Raw genomic sequence first — 18944 nt, 5'->3', positions numbered from 1 at the left:
CGCCGCACCGGTAATCATGTTCTTGATGTAGTCCGCGTGACCGGGGCAGTCCACGTGCGCGTAGTGACGGTTCGCCGTCTCGTACTCCACGTGTGCTGTCGCGATCGTAATACCGCGCTCACGCTCTTCCGGCGCGTTGTCGATCGTGTCGAACGAACGGAACTTGATGTTCGGGTTGTGCTTCGACAACACCTTCGTGATCGCCGCCGTCAATGTCGTCTTGCCGTGATCGATATGCCCAATCGTTCCCACATTCACATGCGGCTTAGAACGATCAAATTTTTCCTTCGCCATAAAAGTTCCTGAATCCCTTTCGTAGCTCTACTACCTGTTTCACATCGGGGCGCCGCCCACGCGGCTCCAGCCCCCAAACTCAAACTTATTTGCCCTGCGACTTGCCGATGATTTCGTCGGCAATCATACGCGGAGCTTCTTCGTACCGGGCAAACTGCATCGAGTACGAAGCGCGACCCTGCGTGGACGAACGAATGTCGTTCACATAGCCAAACATTTCCTTCAGCGGCACAATCGCCTTAATCACCTGCGAACCGCCCGCGTGCTCCATGCCTTCGATGCGGCCACGGCGCGAGTTGATGTCGCCAATGATGGTGCCCATGAACTCCTCAGGCACAGTGACTTCGACCGCCATCACAGGCTCGAGCAGAACCGGCGAAGCCTTGCGCGCCGCTTCCTTGAACGCAATCGAACCGGCAAACTTAAAGGCCATTTCGTTCGAGTCAACATCGTGATAGCTGCCGTCAAACAGCGTTACCTTGACGTCAACCACCGGGAAGCCCGCGAGGATGCCAAGCTCAAGCGCACCCTGCACACCCTGATCGATGGGCTTGATGTATTCCTTCGGAACCGATCCGCCCTTGATCTCGTTGATGAACTCGTAGCCCTTGCCCGGCTCGTTCGGCTCGATACGCAGCCAGCAATGGCCGTAGTTACCCGAACCGCCCGTCTGGCGGATGTACTTACCTTCCGCCTCTGCTGGCTTGCGAATCGTTTCACGGAACGCAACTTTCGGCTCACCTACGTTCGCCTCAACCTTGTGCTCGCGCTTCATGCGGTCCACAAGAATTTCGAGATGAAGCTCACCCATACCAGAGATGATGGTCTGACCCGAGTCTTCATCGGTGCGAACCTTGAAGGTCGGATCTTCGTCAGCCAGCTTCGAGAGCGCAACGCCCATCTTTTCCTGGTCAGCCTTCGTCTTCGGCTCGATTGCAACCGAGATAACAGGCTCAGGGAAGGTGATGGCGCCGAGCGCGATCGGGTGCTGCGGGGAAGAGAGCGTATCGCCCGTCTTCATATCCTTCAAACCAACACAGGCGCAGATGTCGCCGGCCATGATCTCGGTGATGTCTTCACGCTTGTTGGCGTGCATCTTTACCAGGCGACCTACGCGCTCCGTCTTACCTGTACGCGGATTCAGAATGGTGTCGCCGGTCTTCAGCGTGCCCGAGTAGACACGGATGAAGGACAGCTTGCCAAACGGATCGTTAATCAGCTTGAACGCCAGCGCCGAGAGAGGTTCGTTGTCATCCACCTTGCGGATGAGAACCGTCTCGTGGTTGTGCGGATCGATGCCTTCTACCGGGGGCTTATCGATCGGGCTGGGCAGGTAATCGACAACTGCGTCGAGCAGCGTCTGAACACCCTTATTCTTAAAGGCTGAACCGCAGATAACCGGGAAGACCTTCAGCTCATTGACAGCCTTGCGGATGCCAGCCTTAAGCTCGGCCACCGTCGGCGTTTCGCCTTCGAGGAACTTCTCAAGCAACAGGTCGTCGGTCTCGGCAATCGTCTCGATGAGCTGCGTGCGGAAGGCTTCCGCCTTCTTGAGCAGGTCGGCGGGAATCTCTTCCACCGAGTACTTCGCACCCATGGTCTCGTCGTGCCAGAGGATCGCGCGCATCTCGAGGAGATCAATCACGCCCTTGAAATTTGCTTCCGCGCCAATGGGAATCTGCAGCGCAACGGGGCGCGCACCCAGGCGCTTGCGGATGGTGTCAATCACATGCTCAAAATCAGCGCCGTTCTTGTCCATCTTGTTGACGAAGCAAATACGGGGAACCTTGTACTTGTCGCCCTGACGCCACACGGTCTCAGTCTGCGGCTGAACGCCGGAAACCGAGTCAAACACAGCAACCGCACCATCGAGAACGCGCAGCGAGCGCTCCACCTCAGCCGTAAAGTCCACGTGGCCAGGGGTATCAATGATGTTGATGCGGATGTTGTTCCACGTGCAGGTCGTTGCAGCGGACGTAATCGTAATGCCGCGCTCCTGCTCCTGCTCCATGTAATCCATGGTCGCAGTGCCTTCGTGCACTTCACCGATGCGGTGCGTAATGCCCGTATAGAACAGGATGCGCTCTGTCGCTGTCGTCTTGCCGGCGTCGATGTGCGCCATAATGCCGATGTTGCGGCAACGATTCAGAGGAACTGTGCGAGCCACTTCAATTCATCCTTGCGGGTTTCCCCGCCGTTAGTCTTACTGCTTAACCAGACAACGTTCCGGCCCTTTATGAGCCGGAGCCAAACTCTTGCGGAAGGCTGATTACCAGCGGTAGTGCGCGAAAGCCTTGTTGGCTTCGGCCATGCGGTGCACGTCTTCCTTCTTCTTCATGGCAGCGCCACGGCCATTAGCCGCGTCGAGCAGCTCATTGGTGAGCTTCTCAACCATGCCCTTTTCCCCACGGCTGCGGCCATAGGTAATAATCCAGCGGATAGCCAGCGAGGTGCGGCGCTCAGGGTTCACTTCGATAGGAACCTGATAGTTGGCGCCACCGACGCGGCGGGTCTTCACTTCGAGCAGGGGCTTCACGTTCTCGACGGCCTTCTTGAAGAGCTTGATGGCTTCATCGCCACCCTTCGCTTCCAGGTTCTTCATCGACTGATAGAAGATGCCCTGCGCGGTGGACTTCTTTCCGCCCCACATCATCGAGTTCACAAACTTGGTGACCAGCGTCGATCCGTAAACCGGGTCCGGCGCTACTTCCCGCTTCGCAATGTGCCCTTTTCTCGGCATAGTTCCTCAAAACCTTCCGCGCTCTGCGCGCTGCTTCTACTACCCCAGTCCCGGCACCGTGATCCGTCCGGGAACCGTCTTAAACAGGGGTCAGAGTTCAAGGGACAGGGTTCAGTCAAAACCGAACCCGGACCCGAAACCTGACTCCTACTTCTTACCCTTCGTCGGCGCTGCTGCTCCGCCCTTGGCGCGCTTGGCACCATACTTCGAGCGGCTCTGCTTACGGTTGGCTACGCCAACCGAGTCCAGAGTTCCACGAACAACGTGATAGCGAACACCCGGCAGATCCTTTACACGGCCGCCGCGGATGAGCACAATCGAGTGCTCCTGCAGGTTGTGGCCGATGCCAGGAATGTAGGTCGTAACCTCGATACCGTTGGTGAGACGAACACGCGCAACCTTGCGGAGCGCCGAGTTCGGCTTCTTCGGCGTCTGGGTGTAAACGCGCGTGCAAACACCGCGCCGCTGCGGCGAAGCCTGCAGTGCCGGCGAGGCCGTCTTGTAGCGGGGGGCCGTGCGGCCCTTACGAACAAGCTGATTAAAAGTAGGCAAACCGAAACTCCTTACCCGAAAGCCTCAAACTTCATCAGCAGTCGCGCAGCCCTTCCGGCCATTCTGGCTTTGGACGGCGGATGCCGTACAAACGCACAGAAGCCCGAACCTGCTTCGCGTCTGCCTTCTTCCCATCTCAGACGAGAGCCGCGACGGTGGCTGTACGTCCCATCAGGCCTAAAACCAGCCTGGGAGCCAACTCCGTTTCGCGGTTCCGGCTTGCATAGCCCTCCAAGGTAGAGAACGCGCAAGCACCGTAGCGAATCTTTGCGAAGGCCGCGCCCAACTTGCTTACTTCGGCGCCCTTCGGCTTCATGCCCCTGCCCTCGCAAGAAAGAGAGCTTACTTCGGAGCTTGTACAGCTGGAAAATCTTCCAGCCCCAGGTTCAACCAGCGCCATTTCTCCGGTACCGGCTGCCTGTTCGCTTCTCTTCATCAAGACACACGAAAAGGAGCGTTCTTGCGGAACCTTCTAACAATACCAAGTTTTTTTTCGGGGGTCAATTCTTTTTGGGACGAATATGGGGGAAATCCCATGAAAGGGGTATGGGGATTGTGGCATGAAAGCGGTCTGCGTCGCTTGTGGCGGCCTGTCTTTACGATTCCCTTATGCGTCCGTGTGTATGCGCACAGCGGGGTGCTTTTCCATTTCTTTTATTTTGTGTGGGTTGTGTGAGATTGCACAGGGACTGTGCAGTTTCTTTATTCCGGAACTGTGCAAAAGGCCGGGTACAGGGTACGGGGTGCAGGGTACAGGGGATTGTGCTTGCTGTTGATGGCATGGGGGGTCTCCTTTCTTTTGGTGTAGCTAGTTAGCAGCGCTTCGCGCTTGGCGAACCAGTGGAAAACAGAACGGCCCGATTCCTTTGGAATCGGGCCGTTTTTCTTCTGCTGATTCTATTGTGGCAGATTTCGCATAATTGAGCGCAAACTTGGATGGGAATTTTTCTGAATGGAATCAATGAGTTAGGAAATATTTTCGGGTTTGGGGCTTGACAGGATTTTTCCACAGGACAGCGGGAGAGCTTGATGCGGGAAGAACTCTCGGTATGGGTATCCCCGGTCCCCAAATGCAGGGACCGGGGGCAGCTGAGAGTGGCGATGCGATTGGCTTTGCTCAGGGTGACAGCTTCTGAGTTGGCGAAAGCCGCTGGGCAAGAAACAATCGCTGATTATTGCGAGAGGGCGATGATTGTGCGGACGATTTTCTATAAAAGAATTTAATCTCTGGCATTGACATGAACTCTGCGAGTGCTATTATGCCCAACATGGCGTTCGACTCCTCAATCCCGGCGGATTTCAAGCAAGCCGGTACACGTTGTTGTTGATGCCCCTTATCTGCGCTCGTCCGTAGCAATTCCCTTTGCACTCTGCCTGGCTTCTACGCGGATTGAGCAACCTTTCCTACATCAAAGAGCAGGAGTTCTGGCTCTAGCAGTACGCAGGGCGGCGAATTACGGCGCTTTTGGAAAACATTGTTTTCCCTGAAGACGCCGCGGAGAGCAGCACAGCTCTCTCGCCGTGCAGTCGTTCTGACTGTTGTCCTCGGGCCCCAACTGCGCGCATCCTGCGTCGAGCTTCACGGTGTCCTACCACCGCACGCTCTTCGTGTGCCTACACGATTTATTCTGCAACTCGTTCATTCTTTAGGAGATATGATGAAACTCTCAGCTATCCGCAGTACCGTAACATCGCTGGCAGTCGCATTGCTCGCCTCCAGCTATTCTTTTGCTCAACTCCCTGCACACAATGCTCCCCGCGCATCAGCCATTGCTAAAGACCTTGGCCGAGTGAGCTCTTCCAATCTGGTCAACCTGACCGTGGTTTTGAAGCCGCATAACGAGGCGGAGTACGACAAGGCGGTTGATGCGCTCTATGACCCGGCCTCGCCAACCTACCACCAATGGTTTACTGACGCAGACTTTGAGAAATACGCTCCGACACAGGAGGAGTTCGACACTGTTAAGCGCGAACTGGTCAACCAAGGCTTTACGGTTGTCTCCTCTGACCCCAACCGCTTCTCTGTACGTGTGCATGGCACGACGGGCGCGGCGGAGAGCGCTTTCCAGACGGAGATTCACTCCTTTCAGTTGAAGAGCGGACGCACCTTCCAGGCTCACACCAAGGATGCCGTTCTTGCCGGTTCCGCTGGCTCGCTGGTGAAGGCCGTGGCCGGCCTTGAGCGGCACCAGAGCACGCCGATGCTGAGCTTCCAGAAGAACTTCAAAACCAACCAGGCGCTTTTCAAAAAGCCACTCACACAGGTGCAGGCGGATGGCGGTGTGCTGAGCACGATTACGGGCACGCCTTTGACTGGGCCGACTACCTTTACTTCCACGGATGGGGCTACGACAACGGCCACTTACACTGGCTACATTTACGACGAGAACCCGGACCTAATTGTCTCCTACACGCCGCAGCAGTTGCAGACGCACTATGGTCTTACGGACCTTATCAAACAGGGCTACAGCGGCAAGGGGCAGACGATTGCGCTGGTAGAAGCCTATGGCTATGACGGCGCTGAGGCTGACGCCAACACTGCCGCGCAGACCTTTGGGTTGCCCGCGCTTAACTCTTCCAACTTTTCGGTTATCTATCCTGAAGGCAAACCCACCAGCTCGCAGGCTGCCGAACTGACCGGCTGGGATGTTGAGATTGCGCTCGACATTCAGTCGGCGCACGCGATTGCTCCGGGAGCAAAGATTGTTGTCGTTGCCTCTGCCGGGCAGGACAACGAGGACCAGATTGCTTCGCTTGAGTACATCATTGACCACAAAATTGCTTACACCGCTTCCAGCAGTTGGGAGAACGATGACGAAATCATTGCCGGGTCTGCGGAAGAAGAGGCTTTCAACGCTGTTCTGAAGAAGGGCGCGGCGGCGGGTGTTTCCTTCCAGTTCTCTACGGGGGACGGTGGCGACCTTGGCCTTGGGACTCCGGTGGGCGCGGTGGGCGTGCCTTCCAACTCGCCATATGCGGTGGCGGTGGGCGGCACTTCCATTTTGAACAATCCTACGGGCACGGGCGATATCGTAGCGGGCTGGGGCAACAATGCGGACTATATTGCCTTTGGCTATCCGCTTGATCCGCCAACGGGTGAAGGGTTCTTTCTTGGCGGAGCAGGCGGCGGGCAGAGCCAGTATTTTGCCAAGCCGAGCTGGCAGAAGAGCCTGCCGGGTAAGTACCGTCAACTGCCGGATGTTTCGGCGCTTGCTGATCCTTACACTGGCTTTCCCATCTTTGTTACGGAGGATGGAACAACCTACTTTGCGGCGGGCTATGGCGGCACCAGCCTTGCCAGCCCCATCTTTACCGCTATCTGGGCGATTGCCGACCAGTACAACGGCAAGCCGCTTGGCTTTGCTTCTCCCACAGTGGCTGCTCTGAAGGCCGGGCAGATTACGGACGTTGTGCCAACCACCGCGCTGAACACCAATAACCTTACTGGCACGATTACGGATGCTAACGGCACAACCACCTATAGCTCCGCGGATATCTTCTCCGGGCTGCTGTATACGCAGACGGCTTTCCCGGATGCTATCTGGGAGCTTGACTCGTTTGGCGATGCCGTGGCGCTGAGCTTTGGCACGGACTCCTCGCTCACTGTTACCACTGGCTGGGATAACGTGACGGGCTACGGGGAGCCAAACGGGCTGCCGTTTATTAAGGCCGTTTCCAACAGCGACAACGGAAAAGGCGGCGGTAATGGAGGTGGTGGCAACGGCGGCGGAAGAGGCTTTGGGCGCGGCGGCTTCGGCTTCTCTCCCATTGTTGAAAGAGGACGGACGGCCCGCGTGGGCGTCAGCAGCGAAGAGTAACTGCTTCATGCCCTCCCCTGGTACAAAAACCGGCGCGCCGTTCTACCAAGCGGCGCGCCGGTTTTTCTTGCGGCTGATTGCGATTTACTTTTGTGCGGGGGCGAGCCTGTCTTGCAGGAGATTGAGAAAGCCCTGCTCGTCTGCTTTTACGCAGACTTGTGCGTTGGGGGTTCCGGTTCCGGGGAGTGTCATGCCCTTTGCGTCCACGGCCAGGTTCATGGGCTGCATTGGGCATAGCTCGGGCTTGAGTGCGAAGGCTACGGTCATGGGGTCGTAGAGCACGGGGCCGGTGGGATGCCATCCGCTGAGGTATTTCCACTGGTGGTAGAGAAGGGTGACCTGGTCGGTGAGCGGAGAGCCGAATGCGAAGATTTTGTCCTGCTGGTCGCCGGTAAGGGGAATCTGCGTGGAGTCGAGCGGCATGACGAAGGTGGAGACTCCTGAGGCTAAGAGGGCTTTCAGGCCAGCGGAGTCCTGGCCGGCATTCCACTCGACTTGCGGCGGTGTGCCGGGCTTGCCGTAGCCGCGATAGACGCTGCCGCCCATGATGACTACTCGCTTGAGCTTGTGGAAGGTGGCGGCGTCTTGCGCGATGGCCGCGCGGATGTTGCTGAGCGGGCCGATGGCGAGCAGTGTGACTTGGTTGGGGTGCCGGCGGATTTGGCTTAGCAGGAAGGCTACGCCGTCGGGATGTTTGCGCAGTGGCTGGCGATGGGCGTATGCGGCTTGCGTGAAGATGTTGGACGGAGGAGTGGCGGTGCGTACGCCTGCGGCTACTGGGATGTCTGCTCTTCCTGCGGCGTGGAGGAAGCGGTCTACTAATTGTGCGCGGAGTTCTGTATCACCATAGGCGGTGGAGATTCCGAGCAGCTTTACCTCGGGGCTTTGCAGCAGGAGGCTTAACGCGAAGGCGTCATCGATGTCGTCGCCGATATCTGTATCCAGCAGGACTAGCTGCGGCTTTGTGGCGGCGGGATTGGACTGGCTGCTGAGGATGGATGTGCTTAGCGTTAAGAGTGCGCATGCGAGGAAAGCGGCGCATCGTGCTGGGGTTTTCATGCGTACCACTTTAATTGACGAGTCAGGCCATGTAACGCTGGCGAATTGAGATTAACTCGCCGAATGCTTTTACAAAATCCAGCGGGGTCAGCTTGGAGCCGGCAACGTCGCGCCATGTCATTAGTGGGAATTCCACGATTTTGTTGCGAAGGGTATCCGGGTTGCCGCCGCACGAACCGATGTAGCGCGCCAGTATCTCTACATCGAATATCCAGCGCGATTGAAAGGGCTCGGCCAGCACCTGCGACAACACGGGATTGATGCGGAAGAGCTTTGCACCGCATTGCGTGTCATAGATGGGCAGCCGCAGAACAATGGATGCCGCGGTGGCAAAGACGCGCCCGAGGTAATGGCGCAACGGCTGGCGCTCGACGTGCCTGCCGAGCAGCTTTACTCGCGAGCCGAAGACCATGTCCACGTTTGACTGCGTTAGCATGTTGGCGAGAACGGGCTGAATCTGGTCCAGCGGGGTTGCGAGGTCTGCATCCCAGAAGCCGGTGAATGCGGAGTTTCCTGCTGCGATGACTTGCAGCATGCCATTGCGTACGGCTTCGGCTTTTCCCTTGTTGGGGAGTTGATGAAAAACTGCTACGCGATTCGGAAATGCTTTCTGCATTTCTTCCAGAATGGATTGGGTGCGGTCTGCGCTGCCGTCGTTTACGAAAAGAAAATTGATTTGCTGCGTGGATGGGTCGCGAAGAAATTCTTCAAACGCAGGGACAGGGAGGCGGCGCTCTTCGTTATAGCAAGGAACAACGATCGTACAGGTAACCGGATGGAGTGGGAATGGATCGCTGCTCATGGAGTGCCTTGAATTTCCGTAAGTGCCTGGGACGATTTGCCGTACCCAAGTTATACATTAGACGCCGCGCTGGCGGGTTTTCTCTTAGCCGGGGATTTGCGAAGAGGTGTTTCTCGGCGTCAGTACGGGAATGCCGTCGATGATTGGGTACTCCGCGGCGCAGGCGCTGCAGACAAGGTTGCTTGCGTCAATGCCCAACTTGCCGCCGCAGCTCGCGCATGCGAGGAGTTCCGCAATGGCGGAATAGTCTCTGGCAAAGTCAGGCTTGAGATGGTTGGCAGACATAACGGAATGCGGGGCTACTGAATTGTGGCGTCAGGGGCGCTGGCGGAAGATTGCGGGGGGCGCTGCGGTCTGCTGGCAAACTCGCGCTCGAGCTTTTCATTGACGCCCGCCTTGGCAAATTCATAGGCTACGCGGATGCCGTTGAAGATGGCGTTGTCATTCGACGATCCGTGGCCGATGATGCAAACGCCGCGTACGCCGAGCAGCGGTGCACCACCGTATTCGGTGTAGTCGAGACGGCGGCGGAAGTCATTGAACGCCTGGCGGGCAAGCACCGCACCAACCTTTGCGGTGACGGTCTTGTTCAGCGAGGCGCGCAAGGCGTCGCGAACGAAGCGGCCGATACCTTCACTGGTTTTGAGAGCTACGTTGCCGACGAAGCCGTCGCAGACGATTACGTCCGCGTTGCCGTTGAAGATGTCGCGGCCTTCAACGTTGCCGATGAAGTGAAACGGCAGAGCCTTGAGCAGCGGGGTCGCTTCACGAGTGAGCTCGTTGCCTTTGGTCTCTTCCTCGCCGATGGAAAGCAGGCCTACACGCGGGGCGCGCATTTTGAAGACGCTGCGTGCGTACATTTCGCCCATGACGGCGAACTGTTCGAGGTTGTGCGCTTTGCAATCGACGTTTGCGCCTACATCAAGAAGGATGCAGGGGCTGCCGGTTGTCGTCGGCATGGGCGTTGCCAATGCGGGACGGTCTACACCGGGCAGTGCTCCGAGGACCATTTTGGCAGTGGCCATGGCTGCGCCAGTGTTGCCAGCAGTGACAAAGCCTGCGGCTTTGCGCTCGCGGACCATCTTGAGGCCGACACGCATGGAGCTGTCCTTCTTGGTGCGGACGGCGTGCGCGGCCTTCTCATCCATCCCGATTCTTTCGGAGGCGTGATGGATGACGATGGGCAGATCGTCTTCGTTTTCCAGATGCTCGTCGAGCAAATCGCGCAGCTCGGGCTCCGGCCCAACGAGGTGGACCCTTACCGGCAATTCACGGCACGCAAGAATGGCCCCGCGAATCTCAGGCTCGGGGGCCTTGTCTGAACCAACAGCGTCGAGAACGATGTCGATGAGCATGTCTTGGGGAGCGCTTACTTGGCGGCTTCCTTCACTTCGAGGACCTGGCGGCCCTTGTACTCGCCGCACTTGGGGCAGGCACGGTGGGGCAGCTTCTTCTCATGGCACACCGGGCACTCAGAGGTACCGGTGGCGGTGAGGAAGTCGTGGGCACGGCGGTTGGCAGTGCGACGGGCGGAGTGGCGCCGTTTCGGATTAGGCATGGTGCAATTCCTTTCGCAGGACTGGCCGCCCAGACAACTGGTCAAGCTCATGTCCTACCTGGGCAAACTGCCCAGAAAATGTCATTTATCAGGACTTTATCTGGCTGCGTAGTCCGGCCAGCGCCTCCCACCGCGGGTCGCTCGAAGCTTCCTCGCAGTTGCAGGCTGCTGTGTTGCGGTTCTGGCCACAGCGTGGGCAAAGTCCCTTGCAGTCGGGCTTGCACAGCGTTCTGGCCGGCAGGGACAAAAGCACCTGCTCCCGGAGCACATCTTCAAGCAACAGACTGTCTTTCTGATAATACCCGATTTCCGTTTCTTCTGCTGAGATAGACCGCTCCTGCGAGCCGGAATCGGCATCGACGGGGCGGAAAATCAGGTCGAAATCTCCCTGGAGGATTTCCGGGACCGGCTCCACGCAGCGGGCGCAGGGGACTTCGAACTGTCCGGAGAACTCGCCTTTCAGCCGGATGTCGGCCACTACTTCCTTGGGGCCGCGGTGCTCGTGCAGCACCTCCGCCCGTCCCTTTGCCGCCAGGGGCCCGGTCTGGGTGGCCTCGTCGCCAAAGTCGATACGGCCCGACTCGAACGCGAGGTCGAACTCTACCGGCTCCCGTTCCAGTTCCAAAACTTTGAATTTCATACTTTTCAGCCTAAGACGCGCGAATTGCGCCGTCAATGTATGGATGCGCGAAGGGGTATTTACGGACCAGAAAGGGTACGGGGTGGGGTTTTGCGCAGGTTTGGTTAGTGGAAGAACTAGTGGTATGGAGATTTCGTATCCCCCAAATGCAGGGACATGCGGTACCCGGCTAAGAACTATAAAAGATGGAAAGACTATAAAGAGCGAAAAACTATACAAGGCAACCGCAGATCCTTCACTCCGCCTCCCCCAATGCGCTTCGTTCAGGATGACAACCGATGATTTTGTGGGAGAACAGGGACGAGAGAACTGGCTGTTCAGAAAAATTTGCGGTTGCGGGGGTAGAATCCGGCTGCCCGCCTACTCATTCTCAATGAGTGGGCTGCAATAATGGCTCCGCAGCTCCCGGTAACATTTTCGGCGCTTCCGGTTCGCCGGGCATACACCAATAGAATCCGCTAACGGCAAGGCAATGGGGTTTCATGCTGCGAAAGCTTGCTCTCTGGATGTTTTTTGGGCTGTGCGCCCCCATGACCTTTGCGCAAGCCGTCGCCATCCTCCACACTTTCACGGGCACTGACGGCAGCGACTCCCTCGCCGGACTGGCACAGGCCCGCGACGGGAATCTCTACGGAACAACCACGGTTGGCGGAAAGTATGGACTCGGAGGCGTCTTTCGTATCTCCCTCTCCGGCACGTTTACCTCTCTCTACAGCTTCACCGGAGGAAACGATGGCTCGAATCCCCGGGGGCAGGTTGTAGAGGGGTCGGATGGAAACCTATACGGAACAACCGAGTTTAACGGCGATACAAGCGTGTGTTCAGGCTGCGGCACCATCTTCCGTCTTACCCCTGATGGCAGCCTGACCACGCTGTACAACTTTCGCGGAGGGAGCGGCGATGGAAGCCACTCGCAAGCGAGCCTTGTGCCGGGAAGCGACGGCAATCTCTATGGCGTAACCTATGGCGACGCCGACAATGACGGCACCATCTTCCGAATTTCAGCGTCTGGCGCCTACACGCAGTTGTACACACTGCACGGCGCAACAGATGGCGCGCGGCCTGGAGCGGCGCTTCTGCAAGCAAGCGACGGCAGCTTCTATGGAGTCGCGTCCAGCGGCGGGACAAATAACAAGGGAACTGTATTCCGGATTACGCCTTCCGGCACGTTTACGGTTCTGCACACCTTTGCCGGCAGCGACGGAGCCGCACCGACTGCCAAGCTGGTCCAGGTTCCGAACGGAGATTTGATTGGCATAACCAGCCTGGGCGGAGACATGTCCAAGTGCTCTTCCGAAGGTTGCGGCACAATTTTCCGTATTACTTCCACCGGCGGCTTTTCCGTTCTCTATACCTTTGAAGACGAATACGACGGCGCGGAACCGCTGGGCGATTTGTTTCTCGGAAGCGACGCCAGCCTCTACGGCACGGCTGGCGGCCATGCGTGCAGCAACAACGGCACCCAGGCATGTTCCACCCTCTTTACGATTGCCCCCGATGGCACAGCCTTCACCACTATCTACTCCTCGACAAGCAGCACTCCCGATGTTGCCTCCTATAGCGGTCTGCTCCAGGCCAGCGATGGAGGCTTCTATGGAACAACGCCGGGGGATCCGACTCCGGGCGGAGATGACAATGGCACAGTCTTCCAACTCTCTTATGGCCCTGCCAAGACGCCGCCTATCGTCCTGAGCTTCGATCAAGGACTGGTGCAGCCCGGCACAACGGTCCATCTCACATGGAAGGTGCTGAACAGCTTCTCGACAACGCTGCGGCAGTGCTTTGCCTCCATTCAAGGCTCTCCCACCGGAGCCGGCACATGGTCCGGCCCGCAAACCGGCACGCTTATCGACGGAGCCTACACCGGCAGCGCGGACATCACGCCAACGGAAGAGGGCACGTATACCTACGCGCTGACTTGCGGAGGGGTTGAGTCGGGGTTTGCTACGCTCTTTGTCGGCACGCCTCCGCCGCTCAAGATTACGACTGCTTCCCTGCCCGGCGGGACGGTGGGGGTGCCTTACTCCGCGGCGCTTGCGGCTGCGGGTGGCTATGGGGCTTACAAGTGGAACGTTACGGGGCTTCCGGCGGGACTTTCTCTGAATGCTGACAACGGGGTTATTTCGGGTACGCCTACGGCTGGCGGTACGGTTAACTTCAATGCGTACGTCACCGACTCGTTGGGCACGCTGGCGAGCAGCGCGCTTTCTATCACTATTGGTCCTGCTAAGCCTGGCGTGACGGTCTCTGTGAGTCCGACTTCGATTCTTGTTGGGCAGGGGGCCACGATTACGGCCAACGTGACTGGGGTTGCGGGGGTTGTGCCTACGGGGGCGGTGCTCTTTCAGGCAAATGGGGGCGGGCTGGGCACGTTTGACCTGGGGGTGGGCACGCTCTCCGGTGGCTCCGCGGTGCTGGCTAACCATATCTTTGCGGCTCCGGGTGGGTACTCGATTACGGCTTTGTACCAGGGGGACCACAACTATGTGGCGGCGGCTTCTGCTACGACTACGCTGACGGTGACGCAGCCCACGGCTATGCTGCGGGCTGATCCCAACACGCTGAGCATTACGCTGCCGGGCGGGAGTACGGGATACTCTACGCTTACGGTGGGCGGGTTTCTTAGCAGCGATATTCAGTTCTCCTGCTCGGGGTTGCCGGCGGGGAGTTCCTGCGTTTTCAGTCCGCTGAGCGGGACGGGGGCTGATGGCACGGCTACGCTGCAGATTGTGGCGCGTGTGCCTGCGAGTGCCAGTGCGGCGAAGAGGGTGCCGTTTTTGTATGCTGTGATGCTGCCGTGGCTGGTTTTGCCGTTTGCCGGGCGGCGCTTGCGGGGATGGTTTGCGGGGATGGCGGCGCTTGTTTGCGTGATGGTGCTGAGCGGGTGCGATAGTACGGCGCTGACGCATAAGGCTCCGCCGCAGGCTTATAACGTTACCGTCGAGGCTAAGACCAATACCCAGGTGGCGGATGCCAATGTGGTGCTGGAGGTCGAGCAGGATTAGAGAGCAGGCCCCGGGGGGGGGGCTAAGGCCTAGTGCTTTGTGGGCCTTTATGATTGCCGGGAACAAATCTCCGGCTTACCAGATTAGGCCCTTTTACGAAACCTGTTGGTGACGGAACATTACTGCGGCAATCTCTGCCGGGAAGGGCGCGCCAAGGGATTGCAAAAAAGCGGGTGGAATAATCCGGCAGGGAGCAAACCCGTTTTGCCGTGTCTTCATCTGCGTAAGTAGCGCAATGTGTTAGGCTCCCCGTGGAAGCGTTTTTGTGACGGCGTCTCACGCAGCGGTATGAAGCCGCCAGACAGCACAGACAGCCGTTCTAACCGGGCCCGTTTTGGGCACACGACAACAATCCTTTTGAAACCTGAAAGAGAGTGGGATGAGCAGCGTGAAGTACGATCTCGCCGTGATTGGTTCTGGCCCCAGCGGACAACGGGCCGCAGTAGCCGCCTCGAAGCTGAAAAAGCGTGTAGCGGTCATCGAATCGCGGGCCGTTGTCGGCGGCGTGTGCATCAACACCGGAACTATTCCGTCCAAGACGATGCGCGAAGCCGTGCTGCATCTTTCCGGCTACAACTACAAGTCGGTCTACGGCATTAACTACCGGGTCAAAGAGAAAATCTCGATGGCTGACCTGGCGTTCCGCGTGCAGGCTGTGGTGAAGACCGAAGTGGACGTGACGGAAGCGCAGTTGTCGCGCAACGGGATTGACGTTATCCACGGCACGGCGCATTTCACGGACCCGCATACAATTCGCGTGGATGGGCCGCTGGGCGAAGCCACGATTGAAGCGGACAAGATTCTGATTGCCGTTGGCACAAGGCCGGCGAACAGCGCGAAGGTGCCGATTAACGGCCGCACGATTATCAACTCCGACCAGGTGCTGGATTTGCCGGAGCTTCCGCGGACGCTGATTGTGGTTGGCGGCGGCGTTATCGGCGTGGAATACGCCTGTATGTTCGCTACTCTGGGCGTGCGCGTGACGATTATCGAAAAGCGGCCACGCCTACTGGAGTTCGCGGATCAGGAAATTATTGAAGCACTGAGCTACCACCTGCGCGACAGCCGCGTGACAATGCGCCTTGGCGAAGAGGTTTCTTCGGTCGAAGAGCTACCTGACGGGTCGGTTGTTGCCAACCTGGAAAGCAAGAAGCGCGTCAGCGGCGATGCCCTTCTCTACGCTATTGGGCGGCAGGGTGCGGTGGACGACCTGAACCTTCCTTTGGCAGGTCTGGAAGCTGATTCCCGCGGACGTATTCCAGTGAACGAGCACTACCAGACCAAGGTGCCGCACATTTACGCTTCGGGCGATGTGGTGGGCTTTCCGGCGCTGGCTTCGGTTTCGATGGAGCAGGGGCGCATCGCTGCTCACCGCGCTTTTGAGGACAACCTCACGACGTCGAACCCCAGCTTTTACCCCTACGGTATTTACACGATTCCGGAAATCAGCTTTATCGGCAAGACCGAAGAGCAGTTGACCGATGAAGATGTGCCGTACGAGGTTGGCATGGCGTATTACCGCGAGACGGCGCGCGGACAGATTCGCGGTGATACGACAGGCAGGCTGAAGCTGATTTTCCACCGAGATACGCGCAAAGTGCTTGGTGTTCACATCATCGGCGAGGGCGCGAGTGAGCTTGTTCACATTGGCCAGGCAGTGATGACACTGGGAGGCACGATTGACTATTTCGTGGATAGTGTTTTTAACTATCCCACGCTGGCTGAGTGCTACAAAGTCGCAGGCCTAAACGGACTGGGGCGGCTCGGCCGCTATCAATCGGCCGGCTAGAACGGCAGAAAATAAAGGGGACGCAATGACCGTAGCAATCGGCGTTGTGGTGACCGAACATATCGCGGCCGGGCGGCTGGAAGATCATAAGCTGGCCGGCAAGACTGTCCGTTATCCGACTGACAAGGACGAGCATGATGCGCTCGTTTCCATGCCTAGCGGCGAACTGGTGGAAATTGTTGCCAACCAGATTGCGGAAATTGCCAACAACGGTGAGCCTATCCAGGCCATCGGCGTGGCAGTTCCGGGAATTGTGCGAAACGGCGTTGTGGAAGAAAGCCCTAATCTCGTCCAGCTCAAAGGCATGCACCTGGCAGATGATCTGACGAAGATTCTGGCGGCAAAGGGTATTACCGCGCCGGTGCACGTTGCGAACGATGCCGACGCGATTGCCGCCGGTGTTGCCGCTACGCGCGGGCAGCTTGACCGCCTGACGCGTGTGTGGACGATTGGAAACGGCATTGGCTATGGGCGCTGGCCCTATGTGGACGGCGTTTGGGAGGGCGGCCACGTTACCGTGACGCTGGACCCCAAGGAACGCTATTGCGGCTGCGGCGGCGTGGGACACATGGAAGGCATTGTGGGCTACCGGGCGATGCGGCTGCGGTTTCTGGACCGCGAGCCTGAGGAAGTCTTTGCGGCGGCTAAGCAGGGCGACCAGAAGTGCCGCGAGTTTGTCGATTTGTGGCACCGCGCGCTGGCTGCTGGAACGGCATCGTTTATTCACCTTGCCGGGCCGGGGCGTTTTTACTTCACGGGGCACAATGCGAAGTTTGTCGATTTGCCTGTGCTTCGGGCGCAGCTTGAATCGATGGTGAAGATGAGCCCACTGCAGAGCTTTTCACTGGAAGTTCTGGAACCGGATGATGAGACCGCACTGATTGGGGCGGGGGTTTCTGCGCTTCGGGCGTTGACCTGGTAGGTCACGAACGGGCAAATCGAAGCAACGGTTGAATATTACCTTTGTCGGCGTTACGCAGCGCATCCATGTAAGCGCTGCGTAGCGCTCCGGCAGAGATGATATCGGAACTTCCCCACGTAAACACGGGCCTTTCCAACTTGACCGCCAGTAAATCCGCCATTAACCGCGCATGCGCCCATTGCCGTTGGGAATGGATGAATCCACACAAGCTGGTGGTGAAAGCGGGCCGCAATCTCATCCGCACTGAATGTAAGTTCATAAATATACAAAACATATGTTCTGACTATTTATATAGGCATAAACCTAAGTCTTGCCCCTTAGCTACATGTTTGAAGATTTGCCCAATTCCATATAAGCATTTCTACTTGGACATGCTGGCGCGGTCTGCTTGAGACTGCTTTTTAGCTCACTTTGTTGCGGAGATTCCCCCTTTATGAAGCGCACTGTTTTTGTTTTGATTTTTTTGGCGGCTATCTTCGCTGCCCTGCAGGTGGCACGGCCGCCGATTCCTTCGCAGCCTGCGGTTGCTGAAATTCAGGCTCCGGTGGAGGTTCGGCATGTTCTGGAGAAGGACTGTTATGCCTGCCACTCGAACGAGCGCAAGCTGGCCTGGTTTGATGAGCTGGCTCCGGGGTACTGGATTGTTCGCAAGGATATTTTGCAGGCGCGTGAGCACCTGAACTTCTCTACGATTGGCGCGAAGCCTGCTGCGGCTCAGAAAGCGGCTCTCTACGAGGCTGTGACCATGGTTCAGCTTGGCTATATGCCACTTGGGGCTTACAAGAAGCTTCACCCTGAGGCCAAGGTTACGCCGGAGGATATGGCAATCCTCAAGAATTATCTTGCGCCGTGGAAGGCTGTGCCGAGTCCGGCGGCGGCTGTTGCGCTGCCTGTGCCGGTTGACTACTCCAAGGTGCAGGCTGAGCCGAACGGTGTTGCTTTTGATCCGGATTTTGTGAACTGGAAGCCTATCAGCACAACGGACCGCGGCGATAACTATACGTTCCGCATCATTGTTGCCAACGATGTTGCGATTAAGGCAATCCAGGCAGGCTCGCTGACTCCGTGGCCGGATGGGGCGCGCATTGCCAAGATTGCGTGGCAGCAGCAGCCGGGAGCGGATGGGCTGATTCATCCCGGTCCGTTTTTTCAGGTGGAGCTGATGGTGAAGAATGAGGCTCGCTATGCCGCCGACGACGGCTGGGCGTGGGGACGCTGGCGCGGGCTCAGCTTCAAGCCTTATGGACAGGATGCGAAGTTCGTGAACGAGTGCACGGGGTGCCATGCTCCGATGCGCAATGGGGATTATGTTTATACGCAGCCTTTCTTTGCGGCCAAGGGTAGCGATGAGGTCTTCAACCATGCGGCTGCGCTTCCGGCGAGTTTGCCGTGGCAGCCGCTGAACTGGCGGCCTATCACGATGTATGTGGACCCGGCTAAGCACACGACTGCGATGCTGCTGGGCAATGACGCGGCAATGAAGGCCGTGAATGCGCGGTCGGTGAATCCGCAGGCTCCGCAGTATGCTGCGGGCTCGGTGGTTGCGCTGGTGACGTGGGCGCAGCGGGAGGACGCACGCTGGTTTGGGGGACGGATTCCTGATGCGCCGGTTTCGGTGGAGTTTGTGCAGGTTGGCGCTGGCAACAGCTATCGCAGCTTTGGCGGGGCAGGGCTTGCGGAGACGCATCTGGCGCAGAACGACGCTGCGGCTCGTGAGAAATTTGTGCTTGAGCTGGCTCCGGCTCCGCTGCCGTGAAGCTATTGC

General features: G+C 58.0%; 16 protein-coding genes. 5 read left to right on the top strand and 11 right to left on the bottom strand.

The features are described from left to right. The 5 genes from AC5S3R_RS05025 to AC5S3R_RS05005 form a co-directional block, all read right to left on the bottom strand. A partial coding sequence (locus AC5S3R_RS05025; protein WP_494265805.1) for a GTP-binding protein occupies positions 1–294 on the bottom strand: 294 nt, incomplete at its 3' end. 85 nt (positions 295–379) lie between these two features. After that, complete coding sequence (gene fusA / locus AC5S3R_RS05020; RefSeq protein ID WP_494265802.1) at positions 380–2461, bottom strand: elongation factor G; 2082 nt, start codon at positions 2459–2461, stop codon at positions 380–382. Positions 2462–2563: 102 nt separating this feature from the next. Next, the gene (gene rpsG, locus AC5S3R_RS05015) at positions 2564–3034 is read right to left on the bottom strand and encodes a 30S ribosomal protein S7 (RefSeq protein WP_494265799.1); all 471 of its coding nucleotides are present in this window, start codon (positions 3032–3034) and stop codon (positions 2564–2566) included. Positions 3035–3181: 147 nt separating this feature from the next. Next, positions 3182–3586 carry a 30S ribosomal protein S12 gene (rpsL, locus tag AC5S3R_RS05010; protein WP_494265796.1) on the bottom strand — a complete coding sequence of 135 codons (405 nt, stop codon included), beginning with the start codon at positions 3584–3586 and terminating at the stop codon, positions 3182–3184. A gap of 136 nt (positions 3587–3722) precedes the next feature. After that, on the bottom strand, positions 3723–3902 hold the full coding sequence (locus tag AC5S3R_RS05005) for a hypothetical protein (RefSeq protein ID WP_494265794.1): 180 nt from the start codon (positions 3900–3902) through the stop codon (positions 3723–3725). Positions 3903–5241: 1339 nt separating this feature from the next. On the opposite strand from AC5S3R_RS05005, the gene AC5S3R_RS05000 reads away from it, so the two are divergent. Next, positions 5242–7404: a S53 family peptidase gene (locus AC5S3R_RS05000; protein ID WP_494265792.1), complete on the top strand. Its 2163-nt coding sequence runs from the start codon at positions 5242–5244 to the stop codon at positions 7402–7404. Between the two features lie 84 nt (positions 7405–7488). Here the strand turns inward: AC5S3R_RS05000 and AC5S3R_RS04995 are convergent, their stop codons facing one another. The 6 genes from AC5S3R_RS04995 to AC5S3R_RS04970 all read right to left on the bottom strand — a co-directional run bounded on the left by AC5S3R_RS04995 (position 7489) and on the right by AC5S3R_RS04970 (position 11463). Then, positions 7489–8463, bottom strand: a complete 975-nt coding sequence (locus AC5S3R_RS04995; protein ID WP_494265790.1) for a nucleoside hydrolase — start codon at positions 8461–8463, stop codon at positions 7489–7491. Positions 8464–8485: 22 nt separating this feature from the next. Beyond that, positions 8486–9265, bottom strand: coding sequence for a glycosyltransferase (locus AC5S3R_RS04990; RefSeq protein ID WP_494265788.1), 780 nt, complete (start codon positions 9263–9265; stop codon positions 8486–8488). Between the two features lie 84 nt (positions 9266–9349). Next, positions 9350–9550, bottom strand: a complete 201-nt coding sequence (locus AC5S3R_RS04985) for a Trm112 family protein (protein ID WP_494265785.1) — start codon at positions 9548–9550, stop codon at positions 9350–9352. 14 nt (positions 9551–9564) lie between these two features. Then, entirely contained in the window at positions 9565–10620 is a 1056-nt protein-coding gene (gene plsX, locus AC5S3R_RS04980; RefSeq protein ID WP_494265783.1) for a phosphate acyltransferase PlsX, read from the bottom strand. Positions 10621–10634: 14 nt separating this feature from the next. After that, positions 10635–10823, bottom strand: coding sequence for a 50S ribosomal protein L32 (gene rpmF, locus AC5S3R_RS04975; RefSeq protein WP_494265781.1), 189 nt, complete (start codon positions 10821–10823; stop codon positions 10635–10637). 88 nt (positions 10824–10911) lie between these two features. After that, the gene (locus AC5S3R_RS04970) at positions 10912–11463 is read right to left on the bottom strand and encodes a YceD family protein (RefSeq protein WP_494265777.1); all 552 of its coding nucleotides are present in this window, start codon (positions 11461–11463) and stop codon (positions 10912–10914) included. 482 nt (positions 11464–11945) lie between these two features. On the opposite strand from AC5S3R_RS04970, the gene AC5S3R_RS04965 reads away from it, so the two are divergent. The 4 genes from AC5S3R_RS04965 to AC5S3R_RS04950 all read left to right on the top strand — a co-directional run bounded on the left by AC5S3R_RS04965 (position 11946) and on the right by AC5S3R_RS04950 (position 18935). Then, entirely contained in the window at positions 11946–14468 is a 2523-nt protein-coding gene (locus AC5S3R_RS04965; RefSeq protein ID WP_494265775.1) for a choice-of-anchor tandem repeat GloVer-containing protein, read from the top strand. Positions 14469–14847: 379 nt separating this feature from the next. Next, positions 14848–16257 carry a Si-specific NAD(P)(+) transhydrogenase gene (gene sthA / locus AC5S3R_RS04960; RefSeq protein WP_494265773.1) on the top strand — a complete coding sequence of 470 codons (1410 nt, stop codon included), beginning with the start codon at positions 14848–14850 and terminating at the stop codon, positions 16255–16257. Positions 16258–16282: 25 nt separating this feature from the next. Then, entirely contained in the window at positions 16283–17179 is an 897-nt protein-coding gene (locus AC5S3R_RS04955) for an ROK family protein (RefSeq protein WP_494265771.1), read from the top strand. Between the two features lie 433 nt (positions 17180–17612). Continuing rightward, positions 17613–18935, top strand: coding sequence for a cytochrome P460 family protein (locus tag AC5S3R_RS04950; protein WP_494265769.1), 1323 nt, complete (start codon positions 17613–17615; stop codon positions 18933–18935). The last annotated feature ends 9 nt before the right edge of the window (positions 18936–18944 follow it).

This window comes from Occallatibacter sp. FHG110214_02, assembly GCF_059115385.1.
This window is presented reverse-complemented; position numbering and strand designations above follow the sequence as displayed.

What these genes read in the sequence shown, in the direction of transcription:
- AC5S3R_RS05005 (WP_494265794.1), bottom strand. Translation starts at nt 3,902, where the DNA reads ATGAAGCCGAAGGGCGCCGAAGTAAGCAAGTTGGGCGCGGCCTTCGCA.
- AC5S3R_RS04970 (WP_494265777.1), bottom strand. Translation starts at nt 11,463, where the DNA reads ATGAAATTCAAAGTTTTGGAACTGGAACGGGAGCCGGTAGAGTTCGAC.
- sthA (WP_494265773.1), top strand. Translation starts at nt 14,848, where the DNA reads ATGAGCAGCGTGAAGTACGATCTCGCCGTGATTGGTTCTGGCCCCAGC.
- AC5S3R_RS04950 (WP_494265769.1), top strand. Translation starts at nt 17,613, where the DNA reads ATGAAGCGCACTGTTTTTGTTTTGATTTTTTTGGCGGCTATCTTCGCT.
- AC5S3R_RS04990 (WP_494265788.1), bottom strand. Translation starts at nt 9,265, where the DNA reads ATGAGCAGCGATCCATTCCCACTCCATCCGGTTACCTGTACGATCGTT.
- AC5S3R_RS04955 (WP_494265771.1), top strand. Translation starts at nt 16,283, where the DNA reads ATGACCGTAGCAATCGGCGTTGTGGTGACCGAACATATCGCGGCCGGG.
- AC5S3R_RS04995 (WP_494265790.1), bottom strand. Translation starts at nt 8,463, where the DNA reads ATGAAAACCCCAGCACGATGCGCCGCTTTCCTCGCATGCGCACTCTTA.
- plsX (WP_494265783.1), bottom strand. Translation starts at nt 10,620, where the DNA reads ATGCTCATCGACATCGTTCTCGACGCTGTTGGTTCAGACAAGGCCCCC.
- AC5S3R_RS04965 (WP_494265775.1), top strand. Translation starts at nt 11,946, where the DNA reads ATGCTGCGAAAGCTTGCTCTCTGGATGTTTTTTGGGCTGTGCGCCCCC.
- AC5S3R_RS04985 (WP_494265785.1), bottom strand. Translation starts at nt 9,550, where the DNA reads ATGTCTGCCAACCATCTCAAGCCTGACTTTGCCAGAGACTATTCCGCC.
- AC5S3R_RS05000 (WP_494265792.1), top strand. Translation starts at nt 5,242, where the DNA reads ATGATGAAACTCTCAGCTATCCGCAGTACCGTAACATCGCTGGCAGTC.
- rpmF (WP_494265781.1), bottom strand. Translation starts at nt 10,823, where the DNA reads ATGCCTAATCCGAAACGGCGCCACTCCGCCCGTCGCACTGCCAACCGC.
- rpsG (WP_494265799.1), bottom strand. Translation starts at nt 3,034, where the DNA reads ATGCCGAGAAAAGGGCACATTGCGAAGCGGGAAGTAGCGCCGGACCCG.